The sequence below is a fragment of the Ruegeria sp. E1 genome (genome assembly GCF_056534225.1).
This window is the reverse complement of record NZ_JBQFPE010000007.1, coordinates 15870-30471: the sequence shown is the minus strand read 5'-3', so window position 1 is coordinate 30471 and position 14602 is coordinate 15870. Positions and strand designations below refer to the sequence as shown.

At 59.2% G+C, this 14602-nt stretch carries 13 protein-coding genes; 8 read left to right on the top strand and 5 right to left on the bottom strand.

The features are described 5' to 3' along the window. Nucleotides 1-21: 21 nt before the first annotated feature. Nucleotides 22-1437, bottom strand: a complete 1416-nt coding sequence (locus ACR0FG_RS10255) for an aminotransferase class V-fold PLP-dependent enzyme (RefSeq protein WP_480892667.1) — start codon at nucleotides 1435-1437, stop codon at nucleotides 22-24. Between the two features lie 102 nt (nucleotides 1438-1539). Between ACR0FG_RS10255 and ACR0FG_RS10250 the strand changes: the two genes are divergently transcribed. After that, nucleotides 1540-2001 carry an Lrp/AsnC family transcriptional regulator gene (locus tag ACR0FG_RS10250; RefSeq protein WP_480892664.1) on the top strand — a complete coding sequence of 154 codons (462 nt, stop codon included), beginning with the start codon at nucleotides 1540-1542 and terminating at the stop codon, nucleotides 1999-2001. A 224-nt stretch (nucleotides 2002-2225) separates the two neighbouring features. On the opposite strand, the gene rpsD is transcribed toward ACR0FG_RS10250, so the two are convergent. Both rpsD and ACR0FG_RS10240 read right to left on the bottom strand, forming a co-directional pair. Further along, a complete protein-coding gene (gene rpsD, locus ACR0FG_RS10245) occupies nucleotides 2226-2846 on the bottom strand; it encodes a 30S ribosomal protein S4 (RefSeq protein ID WP_170710562.1) in 621 nt (206 codons plus the stop codon). Nucleotides 2847-3055: 209 nt separating this feature from the next. After that, complete coding sequence (locus ACR0FG_RS10240) at nucleotides 3056-3559, bottom strand: hypothetical protein (protein WP_480892661.1); 504 nt, start codon at nucleotides 3557-3559, stop codon at nucleotides 3056-3058. 367 nt (nucleotides 3560-3926) lie between these two features. Between ACR0FG_RS10240 and ACR0FG_RS10235 the strand changes: the two genes are divergently transcribed. The 7 genes from ACR0FG_RS10235 to ACR0FG_RS10205 are packed head-to-tail and all read left to right on the top strand — an operon-like array spanning nucleotide 3927 to nucleotide 13215. Continuing rightward, on the top strand, nucleotides 3927-5165 hold the full coding sequence (locus ACR0FG_RS10235) for a hydroxymethylglutaryl-CoA reductase (protein ID WP_480892659.1): 1239 nt from the start codon (nucleotides 3927-3929) through the stop codon (nucleotides 5163-5165). Next, complete coding sequence (locus tag ACR0FG_RS10230) at nucleotides 5162-6073, top strand: UbiA family prenyltransferase (protein WP_480892657.1); 912 nt, start codon at nucleotides 5162-5164, stop codon at nucleotides 6071-6073. The genes ACR0FG_RS10235 and ACR0FG_RS10230 overlap by 4 nt, the downstream gene beginning before the upstream one ends. Then, nucleotides 6070-8532 (top strand): PEP/pyruvate-binding domain-containing protein, encoded by a 2463-nt coding sequence (locus tag ACR0FG_RS10225; protein ID WP_480892654.1) that lies wholly within the window; start codon nucleotides 6070-6072, stop codon nucleotides 8530-8532. Before ACR0FG_RS10230 ends, ACR0FG_RS10225 begins: the two co-directional genes overlap by 4 nt. Continuing rightward, complete coding sequence (locus ACR0FG_RS10220; RefSeq protein ID WP_480892651.1) at nucleotides 8468-9619, top strand: BtaA family protein; 1152 nt, start codon at nucleotides 8468-8470, stop codon at nucleotides 9617-9619. Before ACR0FG_RS10225 ends, ACR0FG_RS10220 begins: the two co-directional genes overlap by 65 nt. Continuing rightward, a complete protein-coding gene (locus ACR0FG_RS10215) occupies nucleotides 9616-10947 on the top strand; it encodes a hypothetical protein (protein ID WP_480892648.1) in 1332 nt (443 codons plus the stop codon). Before ACR0FG_RS10220 ends, ACR0FG_RS10215 begins: the two co-directional genes overlap by 4 nt. Beyond that, nucleotides 10944-11789 (top strand): hypothetical protein, encoded by an 846-nt coding sequence (locus ACR0FG_RS10210; protein ID WP_480892647.1) that lies wholly within the window; start codon nucleotides 10944-10946, stop codon nucleotides 11787-11789. Before ACR0FG_RS10215 ends, ACR0FG_RS10210 begins: the two co-directional genes overlap by 4 nt. Then, on the top strand, nucleotides 11782-13215 hold the full coding sequence (locus ACR0FG_RS10205; RefSeq protein WP_480892646.1) for an AMP-binding protein: 1434 nt from the start codon (nucleotides 11782-11784) through the stop codon (nucleotides 13213-13215). The genes ACR0FG_RS10210 and ACR0FG_RS10205 overlap by 8 nt, the downstream gene beginning before the upstream one ends. On the opposite strand, the gene ACR0FG_RS10200 is transcribed toward ACR0FG_RS10205, so the two are convergent. Then, nucleotides 13205-14164, bottom strand: coding sequence for a tyrosinase family protein (locus tag ACR0FG_RS10200; RefSeq protein ID WP_170710570.1), 960 nt, complete (start codon nucleotides 14162-14164; stop codon nucleotides 13205-13207). The two genes, ACR0FG_RS10205 and ACR0FG_RS10200, sit on opposite strands and share 11 nt — an antisense overlap. Further along, entirely contained in the window at nucleotides 14161-14568 is a 408-nt protein-coding gene (locus ACR0FG_RS10195) for a hypothetical protein (RefSeq protein WP_480892644.1), read from the bottom strand. The genes ACR0FG_RS10200 and ACR0FG_RS10195 overlap by 4 nt, the downstream gene beginning before the upstream one ends. Nucleotides 14569-14602: the final 34 nt, after the last annotated feature.

The window sequence follows — 14602 nt, the reverse complement described above, 5'->3', positions numbered from 1 at the left end:
TTGAGAAAAGCGGCAATTCCTTTATGCCGCCTTGAAGCGCGCCGTCGCCGGATCGGCATTGTAGAACCGGGCAAACTCTTCGGTTCGGCGCGACAGGTCGTTAACGCTGTCGATGATGAATTGAACGGTTTCCTCGCTCATGAGATAGGAAAAGTTCAGCCGCACCCATCCGGGTTTCTTCATCTCTTCCCCTGCCATCAGATCGGCGTGCAAACCTTCCGAGGTCTCGCGATCAATCCCCAGCAGACGATGCGCATAAGGCCCGGCACATGCACAGCCGCCGCGCGCTTGAATGCCATAGATATCGCTTAGCATCCGGGTGAACAGCTGCTGATGCACCGGCTGGCCAGCATTGTCACGCACAAGGAAGGAATAGATCGGCAAACGATGCGCGTTCTTTGTGCCCAGAAGGGTCAGATGCGGGTTGTCCGCCCAACCTTCCAGCGCCATCCGATTGTACTGCGCCTCGCGCTTTGCGATCTCATCCGTGCCCACGACGTCCTTGACGATAAAAGCCAGCGCGGCACGGATGTCGCCGATGACGTTGGGGGTTCCGGCCTCTTCACGGGTCGCCAGATCTTCGCTGTAGTCGTGCCGCCACGGAGAAACAAAGCTGACGGTCCCGCCGCCGGGCCAACTCGGGCTGGTCCGCTGTACCGCCTTGGAATTGACGATCAAGACACCCGACGCGCCCGGCCCGCCGGGGAACTTGTGCGGTGACACGACGATCGCATCCTTGCGCGCATCATCGGGGCCCATATCCATCGGCAAATAAGGCCCGCCCCCAGCATAGTCCCACACCGCCAACGCCCCATGCGCCTTGAGCAGCCGCGTGATCGGATCCGGATCGGAAATGATCCCGGTTACGTTGGACGCGGCAGAAAAGGAACCGATCAACAGATCAGACCCGGAATTGGCAATCAACGCCTGCTCTAACGCGACCATGTCCGGCCCGCCATCCGTCGCTTCGGGAATTTCGATGACCTGCGCCTTGCTTTCGCGCCACGGCAGGATGTTCGAATGATGCTCATACGGACCAATCAGGACAACCGGCTGGTCAGCCTCTTCCACACCCATCAAACTGACCAGCCGGTTGAGCCCCGCAGTGGCACCGGACCCGGCGAATATCACCGCATCCTCTTCCCTCGCGCCAACAATGCGGGCGATCTCGGCCCGTGCTTCGCGGCGCAGACGGGTCATGTAAGATCCACAATAAGAGGCTTCGGTGTGGCTGTTGGCATAAAACGGCAGCACTTGCGTGGCCACAAAATCCTCGACCTGCCGCAACGCGCGGCCCGAAGCGACGTAATCCGCGTAGACAAGCGGTACGTCTCCGTGCAGACCCGGGATCAGAACATTCTCACCAATCAAACCGTCACGCAGTTCAGATTTCTGAGTGGCAGCCTGTATCTCGGCGCGGAAATTCGACAAAGTCATAACATCGGCTCCTTCTTGCAGAGCAAATATGATTGAATTTTAAGCCAAAAACTTCACAAATATCTGCCTGTATTTTTAATTTTTTGTGTCATATGATTAGATATGAGCCATAAATTAGATCAAATTGATACACGCATCCTGCGACAGCTGCAAAAAGACGCCACCCTGTCGCAGCGCGAACTGGCCGACCGGGTTGGCCTGTCCCAGAACGCTTGCTGGCGCAGGCTCAAGGCTCTCAACGACCAGGATGTGCTTTTGGGTTCAACCGCGCGCATTGCTCGCGAGAAACTGGGACTGACCCTTGTGGTCTTTGTCATGCTGCGCACCCGGCACCATTCAGCCGAATGGCTGCAGGCTTTTCGTCGCCACGTTCTAACCATTCCCGAGGTGGTCGATTTTCACCGGATCGGCGGTGACTACGATTACCAGCTGAAGGTGGTAACACAGCACATGGCGTCCTATGACAAGGTCTACCAGCGTTTGATCGAAAAGGTCGAACTCGACAGCGTCACATCCTATTTCGCGATGGAGGCCATTGCCGAAGGCCGCCCCCTGCCGATCTGATCCGCCCCTTCATCTGTCCGGAAATATCCCGGGGGAGTCGCGCAGCGACGGGGGCAGCGCCCCCACTAAACAAAAAAAGACCGCGCTGAAAGCGCGGCCCTTTGGATCATGTGTATCGGCGAAGATAAAACCGTTTTGCGTTTGAACTGGATCGAAACCCGCTGCCTCTCCCTTCGGTCGAACGCGTGTTTCGATGCTTTTGCCCTAAACGAAACGCAAATCGCTTAGTTCTTCGCGTAGAATTCCACAACCAGGTTCGGTTCCATGACGACGGGGTACGGCACATCGCCCAGACCCGGCGCACGAACAAAAGTTGCGGTCATTTTCGAGTGGTCGGCGTCGATATAATCAGGCACATCACGTTCGGCCAGCGCAGCTGCTTCCAGAACAATAGCAAGTTGCTTGGACTTGTCGCGCACTTCAATCACGTCGCCTTCTTTCACACGGTAGCTGGGGATGTTGACCCGCTTGCCGTTCACTTTGACGTGGCCGTGGTTTACGAACTGACGTGCGGCAAACACGGTCGGCACGAACTTGGCGCGGTAGACAACGGCATCCAGACGACGCTCCAGCAGGCCGATCAGGTTTTCACCGGTGTCGCCTTTGACACGCTCGGCTTCGGCATAGATGCGACGGAACTGCTTTTCGGTCAGGTCGCCATAGTAGCCTTTCAGCTTCTGCTTGGCGCGCAGCTGCAGACCAAAGTCTGACAGTTTGCCCTTGCGGCGCTGGCCGTGCTGGCCGGGGCCGTATTCACGACGGTTGACCGGGGATTTCGGACGACCCCAGATGTTTTCGCCCATCCGGCGGTCGATTTTGTACTTGGCAGACGTGCGTTTGGTCACGGCTGATCTCCTTCGTTTGGTCGAGGCCTCGATGGGCCACTATGAAGGGCGTTGTCCTCTTGAGGTTTCCCTCATGACAGGCATCCCCTTGCGGGGGCCACCAACACCAATGAAGCTGCGCTTATATCTGCATGGCAGACAGAGTCAACACGCGAAAGAGGCCCGAATTACACTATTCCGGAAGAAGAGAAATCGCTGCGAAAGATCGGTTATTCCGCCGCGATGCCAGCGATCTGGCGGGGTCTGGCGGCGCCCGCCGCAACTGCCGCGACACGCGACGGGAAAGCAACGACATTCGCGTCTTGCTGAACGTGGCCAGCCGTTTTCGCCAACCGCGATACAGAATTGACCCAGAACTCCTGCTCTCGCGCGGGGCATCCGTTTTCAAAGATCAGAAGCGAGCGGTCCTCGCCATTGATCCGAACGATGTCGGCAACAAAGCGTTGCGCGCCATTCGACAGTTCGATCCTGGCCCAAACGCTGATACCCGGATCCATGGCCTGCGCTGCGGCACTCAAAGGCTGGCCCGGCGCTCGTTTTTCGGACGCAGAGTATTCAATACCCAACTGTCCCGCTGTTGCAAAATCCAGAAATGGTCCTTTCCAGGACCAGGTGGACCCGACCGACACGTCTGCCAGAGGCGCTGCCTCAAGCCCGTCCAGTTCGGTTTGGGTCCAGTATATTGCTATTCGACCGTTGTTACCGGTTCTCATCTTTCCGCCCGCACTGTTAAACACCCACCTTTAACGCGACCTGTGTATCAATGAAAAAAACGGCAGAAAAGAGACGGAAATACAGCGTTCACAAAAATGTTGCTTTCGAGTCGATCCACTTGCCGGACCAGCCAGACGCGACCCTGGATCGTTTGACCCACTCCTTCGCCCTGGTGGGGCTGATCGGAAAAGCACACCCGAACGCCTTGTACCACATCCAGCGGCTGACAAACCGTCAGTCGGATGCGTATCAATATCTATCGGCGACTCGGGTTTGGTGCGCAATGATATTGATTTTTCGTTCTAATTTGGACCGCATAACGGGTGCGAGGGCACGCGCTTGATTATTCCGTTTCATGTCCGTGAAATGTTGCGCCGCATAAAGTCGCGCTATGATGCAACGCATACGCCGATTCAAATGGCGCCCAGCGACGCAGATTTTTCAACCCTGCGCCCGGCCCGCAAAGCCAGCCCTGACACGGTCGCGCGGTTCTGGGACAAGCTGAAACCAACCGCTGCTGCGACAGATCAGGCACAGATCGCCGATCCAGACAGCGTCGACGCCGCCGAGACCTACAGCGCAAATATCGAGAATTTCATCGGCACAGTGAAGTTGCCGGTCGGCATCATCGGCCCGCTGCGGTTGAACGGCATGAACGCGAACGGCGATTTTCATGTCCCTCTCGCTACAACCGAGGCAGCGCTCGTTGCCTCTTACGCGCGCGGTGCCTACGCCGCCACACGCTCGGGCGGTGTAAGCACCGCCGTCTTGTACGAAGGTGTCCTGCGCACCCCGGCCTTCGTGTTCGAAAACCTGCTGCAGGCCGGTCAATTCGTCGATTGGGTAGTCACCAATGTCGAGGCGCTGAAATCTGCGGCCGAGGGCACAACCCGGCACGGCAAGCTGGTGTCGCTTGAGCCCTTCATCGACACCAATGTCGTCTTTCTGATATGCCGCTATACGACCGGCGATGCGGCAGGTCAGAACATGGTGACAATCGCAACCGACGCGCTCTGCCGTTCGATCGCTGACGAATGCCCAATCCCGTTCGAGAACTGGTATATCGAGGGCAATTTCTCGGGCGACAAAAAAGCCTCGGCGCTGGGTCTGGTGACAGGGCGCGGGCGCAAAGCCAGCGCGTCCGTCACATTGCCCGCCGAGATCGTTGAAAAGACGCTGGGTACCACGGTCGAGGCGATGCTGAAATACGGTCAGGTTGCCAATCTGGGCGCGCATCTGTCTGGTCAGTTGGGCGCGCAGGCCCATTATGCAAACGGGTTGGCCGCCTTTTACATCGCCACCGGTCAGGACGCGGCCTGTGTCGCCGAAAGCGCGATGGGGGTGACACGGATGGAACCTCGGGGGGACGATCTGTTCTGCTCGGTGACGCTGCCCAACATTCTTGTGGGATCAGTCGGCGGCGGCACCGGATTGCCAAGCCAGACCGCCGCGCTGAACATTCTGGGCCTCAAAGGCAGTGGCAACGGAACCGCGCTGGCCGAGGTCGCTGCCGCCACCTGCCTGTGCGGCGAGATTTCTATCGTCGCGGCCATCGCAGCGGGTCATTTCACCCGCGCCCATGAAAGTCTGGCCCGCCACAGATGAGCTTTCTCGATCGCATCTGGGTGTATCAGGCCGAGCGCTTTCCCCTGAAAAAAACCGTTCCGCTTTTGCTTGTGTTTTCCGCCGCCAGCATCTGTGTCTCGGCCCGCCTTGCCGACCGCCCTCTGCCTGAATGGCCCGCATTCGTGGTCGGGTTTGTTCTGGCCATAGCGTTGTTCTTTCAGATGCGGGTCTGCGACGAGTTCAAGGACGCCGAAGACGACCGCCGCTATCGCCCTGACCGTCCGATCCCGCGCGGTCTGGTCTCGCCGAACGAAGTGCTGGGCCTTGGTGTGCTGACCGTTCCGCTTGCCATAGCTGCAGCGTGGTTTTGGGATGCGAAAGTTCTGTGGCTGTTGGCAGGGGTCTGGATATGGCTGGCAGCGATGACAGCCGAGTTTGGTGCACCAGAGTGGCTGAAAGCCCGACCTGTTCTGTATCTACTCAGCCATATGGCCATCATGCCTTTGATCGACCTGCTGCTGACCGGGATCGAGTGGCTGCCATCAGGCGGTGCCGCATCGAACCTGTGGCTGTTTCTGGCTTTGTCCTTCGTGAACGGCTGCGTGCTGGAAATCGGGCGCAAGCTGTGGGCACCTGAGAACGAGATTGCAGGCGTCGACACCTATTCCGGGCTGTGGGGACCATCCCTAGCCATCCGCATTTGGCTGGGAGTCATCCTGACGTCCTTTGCGCTGTTGGTTGGCACGGGCATTGCAACAGGCACGGGCTGGATCACGGCGTTGGTCGGGATGCTGGCCCTGATCCCATGCGGTTTGGCAGCCTATGGCTACCACTCGTCACCGACACCTAAAGCGCAAGGCCGAATGGACGCGGTTTCCGGCCTCTGGGTATTTTTCTGCTACGCTACCGCAGGCTTCCTGCCTTATCTGATCGGAGCCTTCGCATGACGTTCATCATCGCCGCACCCAAGGCCACCGACACGCGCCGCGTCGGCGGAAAGGCTGCGGCGCTGTCGCGACTGGGGGCGCAGGGTTTTGCCCCACCGGCCTTTTTCGTCATCACAAGTGACGCGTTCCGGATGGGCAAATCCGGCCCGGTTGCTCAGGCGGGCCTGCAGGCATCGCTGAAAGCCGCACTGGAAAATCTGGGGGCTGGGCCATACGCGGTGCGCAGTTCAGGTCAGGCCGAAGATGGGGATGAACACAGTCACGCAGGGCAATACGACACGGTGCTGAACGTTGCACGGGGCAGCGTTCTGAAGGCAGCCAAACAAGTCTGGGCGTCGGGCTTTTCCGACACCGTGGAAACCTATCGCGCGCTGAAATCCGGTGGTGATGCCGAAGCCCCTGCAATCATCGTGCAACGCATGATCGATGCAAGGGCCGCGGGCGTTGCCTTTTCCGCCGATCCTGTCAGCAAGCGGCGCGATGTAGTCGTCATTTCGGCCATCGACGGGCTGGGTGAGCGTCTGGTCTCGGGCGAGGCGGATGGTGAGGATTGGGTGATCGATCAGCATGGCCATGCCACGACCGAACCGGATAATCCCAAGGTTCTGACGCTAAGCGACGCCCAATCCATCGCTGAACTCGCCCGAAAGGCCGAAGCCGCGTTTGGATCACCACAGGATATCGAATGGGCGATTGACAAGGCTGGTCTGCAAATCCTGCAGACTCGGCCCATTACGACCGAACTGAACCCGGCAGCGCAGCCAGACCAGACGCTGACGATCTTTGACAACTCGAACATTGTCGAAAGCTATCCGGGGATAGTCAGCCCGCTGACCTATTCCTTTGCACTGCATGTCTATGCGCGGGTGTATCGCGCCTTTGTCCGGCTGCTGGGAGTCTCAGAGCGTACGGTCGGGCAGAACCCAACGGTGTTCGACAACCTGCTGGGGCGGATTGACGGGCGCGCCTACTACAACCTGATCAACTGGTATCGCGCGCTGGCGCTGTTGCCGGGGTTCTCGCTGAACCGGGATTACATGGAAACGATGATGGGCGTGTCCGAACCCATGCCGCCCGAGGTCACGGATGCGCTGGCCCCAGCCCCGTCGGTCGGGTGGCGCAAAGGGGTAGAATACGCAAAGCTGGTCCGGGTCGCCGGAGGGCTGATCTGGCAGGCGATCCGCCTGCCCCGGACCCGGCGCGACTTTTATCACCGGTTGAATGGCGTCCTGCAATCGGAACTGGATGTTGACACCGCCAACGCAACCGAACTGGCCGCCGAGTACCGCAAAATCGAAAGCACTCTGCTGGATCGGTGGGATGCCCCTTTGATCAACGACTTTCTATGCATGATCGCCTTTGGTGCGTCGCGCAATCTGCTGCAGAAATGGCTTGGCGAGGACGGACTGTTGCTACACAACGATGTGATGATCGGTCAGGGGGACATCGTCTCGGCAGAACCGGCGCGTCGGATTGCGCAGATGGGACAGATGGTTGGTGCGGCTGGTATTGCCGAGCAACTGCGCAGCAATCCGGATCTGGCAGAATTGTTTGACCATCCGCAAATCAGCGCCGAGGTTGATGCATATCTCGAGAAGTTCGGCGACCGCTGCACCGAAGAGCTTAAGCTGGAAAGCATCACCCTGCGCGGTGATCCCACCAGTCTGCTTCTGGCCATTGCCGCCAGCGCTGAACGCCCGGTCGCGGCACACATCACAGGCGCAGAACCCGATTGGGCCACCCTGTTTCCATCGAACCCGATCAAGCGATATCTGGCGCAGTGGATCGTCGGCTGGGCCAAGGCGCGCGTGCGCGACCGCGAAAACCTGCGCTTTGAACGCACCCGGATATTCGGCTATGCGCGCCGAGTGTTTCTGGGCATTGGGCGCGAATTCACGGCGCGCGGGCTGTTGGACACCCCGCGCGATGTGTTCTTTCTGACCACACACGAGGTTTTGGGTGCCATCGAAGGCTTCAGCCTGTCGCCCGATCTGAAAGCGACCGTCCAGCAGCGCAAATCCGAAGACTCAGCTTCGGCGCAACGTTCCGACCCGCCAGAGCGGATTGAAATTCGTGGCCCTGCCATAGCGCCTGTCTGGTCGCAACCGGCGCATAAGGATGCTGACACAACGCGGCTGAAACACGCCACCGGTTGTTCTGCCGGACAGGTGACGGCGCGGGCCCGCGTGATCAGCGACCCACGCAAACAGGCGTTAGAGCCCGGGGATATTCTGGTCGCGCGCCACACCGATCCGGGCTGGATCGCGGTGTTTTCCAACGCCGCAGCCATCGTGGTCGAGCGCGGCTCGCTCTTGTCCCATTCGGCGATTGTCGCGCGGGAATTGGGCATTCCCTGCGTTGTGGGCCTGAAAGGGGCGACCCGGTGGATCACAGATGGCGAAACCCTGTCTGTCGATGGCGCAAGCGGCGCGGTGGAGCGATGCGATGTCCAAAGCTGAGATCGAGAAGAAGGCCGATTTCGACTACATCCGCTATGCGCAGCTGTGGGAAGATGCCGATGTGCTGACCGCGGCTTTGGGCGATTGTACCGGGAAAACGCTGGTGTCCATCTGCTCGGCCGGGGACAATGCGCTGGCAATGCTGACGCTTGATCCGGCGCGGATCGTGGTGCTGGACCTGTCTGCGGCGCAGATTGCCTGCCTGAAGCTCAGGATCGGGGCCTATCGGAACCTGACCCATAGCGAGTTCATTGAACTGACCGGTTCCCGCCCCAGCACGCGGCGGCGGGACTTGCTGGACCGGGCGCTGCAAGGCACCGACCCCGAAACGCGCGCCTTCTGGTCCATACAAGCCGGGGACGTCGAAAGATACGGCATCGGCGGCGTCGGTAAGTTCGAACGCTATTTTCGCATCTTTCGAACATGGTTGCTGCCGCTGGTTCATTCCAGCGCAACCCTGAATGATGTCTTCATCCCCCGCGAACCGGATGCGCGCACGGAGTTTTTCAACACGCGCTTCAACACCTTCCGCTGGCGGATGTTGCTGAACCTGTTCTTTTCGCGTTTCGTGATGGGCCGCATGGGGCGGGACAAGGCGTTTTTCGATCACGTTGACGGCAGCCCTGCGCAGCATGTCGCCCGTCGGATCCGTCACGCAGGGGTCGAGACCGATCCATCGCAAAACCCCTATCTGCACTGGATACTGAAGGGCGATCATGGCGATGCCCTTCCCATGGCGTGGCGCGCCGAGCACTTCGAGGTAATCCGATCCCGGCTTGATCGTTTGGACATCCGTCAGGGGTCGCTTGAGGCCTTTGTGTCAACCGGCGAAAAGGCCGATGGCTTTAACCTGTCCGATATCTTTGAATACATGTCACCGGATGTCTTTACGCAGGTCTATGGCACCATCCTGTCAGCCGCCAACCCAAAGGCCCGTCTGGTCTATTGGAACATGATGGCCCCGCGCCGCGTGCCGGAACAGTACAAGGACAAGATCCAAACTCTGTCCGAGCTCGAGACCCGTTTGAAAGCCCATGATATGGCCTTTTTCTATTCTGATTTCGTGGTGGAAGAAGTTCAGGAATGAATGTTGCGTCTCAGATCCTATTGGCCTTTGGGTCGGTTCTGGCGCTTTTGGGCCTGATGGCAGCCGTTCACAGGCTGGCGGGAAACATGGGTTTCAGCGCCGAGGTGCAGCGCAAGCTGATGCATGTGGGAACGGGCCTGTTCGCTCTGCTGCTGCCCTGGCTTTTTCCTGACCGATGGCCGGTCTACATGCTGGTCGCATTGACGATGGGTGTCATGGTGGTGCTGCGCCTGCCGCGCTTCTCGGCCGGTATCGGGGCAACGCTGCACGGGGTTGAACGCAGCTCGTACGGGGATTTCCTGCTGGCGCTGTCGGTTGGGCTTTGCTTTCTGCTGGCCGGTGCAAATACCTTGTATTACGTGCTGCCTATCGCAGTGCTGACACTGGCTGATGCAGCGGCGGCGCTGGCCGGAACGACCTATGGAACCCGGCGTTTTGTTGTCGAGGATGGCGAAAAAAGCGTCGAAGGGTCCGTCGTTTTCTTTGTCGTTACCCTGCTGATATCGCTGATCTGCTTTCTGTTCCTGTCTGACCTACCCCCCGCAAATACGCTGATGCTATGCCTGATGGTCGCAGCCTTTGGCACCTTGGTCGAAGCACAAAGCTGGCGCGGATTTGACAACCTATTCCTGCCGCTTGGGCTGTTGATCTTCCTGTCAGTGCATTCCGGCAGCTCTTTGTTCGAACTGACGGTGCTGGCGCTGACCTTTCTAGCCGCACTCATCAGCTTTAGCGTACTCGGCGCCCGGCTTGGGCTGACCAAACATGCAACCCGCGTCTATGTCATTGCGGTTTTCCTGCTGTTGGCGGTGACGGCCTTTCAGAACGCGATCCTGCCCATCGCCGTTTTGGCGACGCATTTCTGGGCACGGGTAGCGGCCCCATGCGACAGCAAATATCCCGATCTGGATATTGTCGCGTCACTGGGTCTGTTCAGCTTTGGCTGGCTGGCGCTGGGGAATGCAACGGGCTGGAATGCGGTGTCGTTTTTCGGGCTCAGTGCGATGGGTCTGGCCATGGGGCTGAGCGTTCTGGCCCTTCGGGGTAAGGCTCTGGCTGTTGCGGCCGTCGCCGCGATCCTGTTCGCTACCCGGAACATGGTTGTGACACTGAACCCTGATGCCTCAAACTGGGCCGAGCCTTTGGTGGCCTTGTCGCTGATCACGCTGGGGGTTTCAGCAGGTGCGCCGCTGATCTTTCCACGTCTTTTCATCAAAGACCGTGTGGCAAAGCTGACGGCTTTGGCAATTGCACCGCCGCTAATCTTCTATCTGTGGTCCGTCGCGGTGTCATCCGAACGAGGCCTGTTCCTTGGAGTGGTCTCATGACGAAACAAACCCTCAAGACCGATGGCGCAAAGCTGACGGTTTACCTAGACGGCCCGTATTGGGACCATCACGCAACCGCCACCTTTGGCGATTTTTCCTGTGTCAGTCCCGAGGCCGGAGCAGAGATTCTGCAACAGGGCATCGCGCTGGTCCGCGACGCTGGGATTGATCGCATCATCGGGCCGATGTCGGGGGACACTTGGCACAGCTATCGGTTCGTATCCGAAACCGACGGCTCGGCCCCCTTTTTGATGGAGCCAACAAACAAGCCGCATGATCCTGATGTATTCCGCGCGGCGGGGTTCGTTGCAATCAGCCAGTACTTCTCGGCCCGGGTTGCCTTGGCCGACACCACTGCGTCGGTTGCCCCGCCCAGCGATGCGTTTTCGGTCGAGACCTGGGACGGCGCGGATCCCGAAGGCCTGTTTCGACAGGTATATCAGCTGTCAGTTCAGGCATTTTCAGGGAACGCATTTTACAAGCCCATCTCCGAGGCCGATTTTCTGGCAATGTACATGCCGGTGGTGCCGATGATCAGGCCAGAGCTGATTTTCTTTGCCCGCCGCCCAGATGGTACATTGGCCGGATTCCTGTTCGGGATACCGAACTATGCCGAGGGGCCCAATCCAAAGGCCGCGATCCTGAAAACCTATGCCAGCCTTGAACCCGGTGCGGGGCGGCAGATGGCGAACCGGTTTCATAGAACCGCGCTGGAAATGGGCTTTGACACGGCAATCCACGCGCTGATCCATGACGACAACCAATCCGCAGACCGCAGCGCGGCCGAAGGGGCTTCGGTCTTTCGGCGCTATTGTCTTTTGGGGCTAAAGCTGGATGTCTAGCCTGCTGGACCACTTTGCGGCGGCGGTTGACCGACACCCGGACCGGATCGCGATTGTCGAGGGCAACGGGCGGCAGATCAGCTTTCAGCACTTGCAAACCCGCGCCCAGCGCTTTGCCGCAAACTGGCAGTCAAAGGGCATCCGACCGGGGGATCGCGTGTTGCTGGCTATGGGTGTCAGCGCCGATCTCTATGCCAGTCTGGCCGCCCTTTGGTCGTTGGGGGCAACCGTGGTTCTGCCGGAACCTGCAATGGGCCTGCCCGGTCTGTGCCGTGCCGTCAGAACCACCAGACCCACGGCATTCTGCGCCGCTGGCGCATATGCGCTGCTGAAACTCTGCCAGCCGGACCTTTGGCCTCTGCGTTTGCTTTTGTGCCGGGAACGCGACGGAGCGGTAGCGACAGTCGCAGGAGACGAGACTGCGCTGATCTCATTCACCTCTGGAACCACGGGCCAGCCCAAGGCCATTCCACGCAGTCATGGGTTCCTAATGGCCCAACACAACGCAATTGCACCGTTGCTGAACAGCGATACGCCGCAGCGTGATCTGGTGGCATTCCCGGTCTTTGCCCTGATCAATCTCGCCGCTGGGCGCACGACCGTCCTTCCGAACTGGAAGATAAGCAAGCCCGGCAGCGTCACGCCCGCGCAGCTATCGGGCTGGATCCGCCAGCAGCAGGTCACGCGCATCCTTGTGCCGCCCTCGCTTTGCGAAAAGCTGGCGCTTTGTGACGATACCGACCCGCTGCAAAAGGTTTTCACCGGGGGCGGTCCGGTGTTTCCCGATCTTGTCGAGACGTTGCATAGCGCGGTCGGGCTGGATGTTACCTGCGTCTACGGCTCGACCGAGGCGGAACCGATTGCCCATCTGGATGCCGGTGAGATTTCGGAAAAGGACCGGCAGAAAATGGCAAGTGGCAACGGTCTTCTGGTCGGGCAACCAGTCGCGCAGGTCGCGCTTCGCATTCAGAATGACGAGATACAGGTGGCCGGGGCGCATGTGAACGACGGCTATCTTGATCTCGCTCACTCGAAGGAAAACAAGATTGCCGACGGGGATGTGATCTGGCACCGGACAGGGGATGCCGGGGCGCTGGATGATCAGGGGCGTCTTTGGCTGTGGGGTCGTGTCGGAACAGACGTGACCACACCTTCGGGACGTATCTACCCCTTTGCGATCGAGGTCGCCGCGCGGCAATGGCCCGGTGTCGAACGCAGCGCGCTTGTCGCGGTGGACGACCAGGCGGTGCTGTGCGTTCAGGGACAGGCAGAGCATTTGCCCGACTGGCGTAACGCGGCCCGCAAGTTTGGGGTGCCAAAAGTCGTGTCCGTCCCGACCATCCCCATGGACAAGCGCCATGCGTCCAAGGTGGATCGCAGAAAGATGCTTGACCTTCTGCGATCACAATCCGGACCTAAGCAATGAGCTGATGATCGTATGCATACCAGCTGGATGGGTCCAGAACCTGCTCGGGTGTCAGTGCCTGACCGATGATCGATACCATGACGCTATCGATCCGGTGACCCTGCGGCCCGCGATTGCGACCGGGTTGATAGTCGTTGCCGTTCCGGTCCATCCAAAGCTGCCAGATGCGGTCCACATTGCAGTGATTGAGGAAAAACGCCGGATCGTTTGGCGAGGTTCCCGGCCCCATATCTCCACCGATCCAGACATGGACACGGTTGTGAAGCTGCGGGCCCTGGACCCAGCCTTCCAGAATGTTGCGGTGGCTGATAACACTCTGGTTCCACGGGGGCTGGTCATAGACGTTCTGGTTCAGCGCAGTTTCCACATGCGCCTCGGTCGGCAGCGTTCTGACGCGCGGATCCAGCCCCGCAGCGCGCTGGATCGGTCTGGGCGCCGTTGAAACAAGACGGCCGGTTCTGGCATCCTGAACCAACCGCACCTGCATGTTGGCGATGGGTCCGGACCGAACCGCGCCGCGTGCCTCGCCGATATAATCGCGCGACCATAGCTCCGTACGCCATTGGTTTTGAACCGGCAGTTCCCCGTCGGCGGCCCAGTCCCAATAGGGAAGGCCGAAATCGGGATCACCCAGAACCTGCTGCAGGTTCTCTTCCAGACGGATCATATACATCCGGTGCCAGGGCAGGAAGATCGGGCCACTATGGGCCGCGTTGCCCACTGAAAGAGGGATCGACATGGCCAGCACATGCCAGAAGACAAAGATGTCATAGATCGACAATTCCTGATCTATGCCGACAATATCCAGCGGCAGGTTGTTGTTTCTGAGAAAGGCAAGAATATCGCGCGCAAAGATGCCAGAGTTAGGCTGATCCAGCGCCACCATGCCTTGCAGGAACTGATCGCGGACGGTTTCGCTGACCAGTATGTTCTCTCGGGTGCCGCTCATTGGTCATGCCCTCCGTGTTCATGCCCTCCGTGGTTGCCGTGACCATCGTGGTCATCACCCTCTGAGCCCAGCTCGTTACGGACCATCGGCGCCAGCCGTTCGGCATCGATGATGGATCGCACAAGATCTATGGCCGAGGGAAAGGAATAGTTCGGCAGACCGTGGTAATGAACAGAGCCGTCATCCATGACCATGGTGTGCATGGTCAGCGGTTCGCCATCAATTTCTATACGATAGGTCGTTCTGATTTTGATTTTCCTGCCGCGATGCTCTGCCGTTCGGATCGAAGTAAAGGATTCCCGATGCCCATGATGGCCCGCGTCCGGTGAAAATCCGGACGGAAGATACAGGTTACCCAGATTCGGGCTAAGGCCGGTGTCGTGTTTGCTATGCTGATCTGACATTAATGCTTCTCCTTCCATTCAATCCTGATGGCTG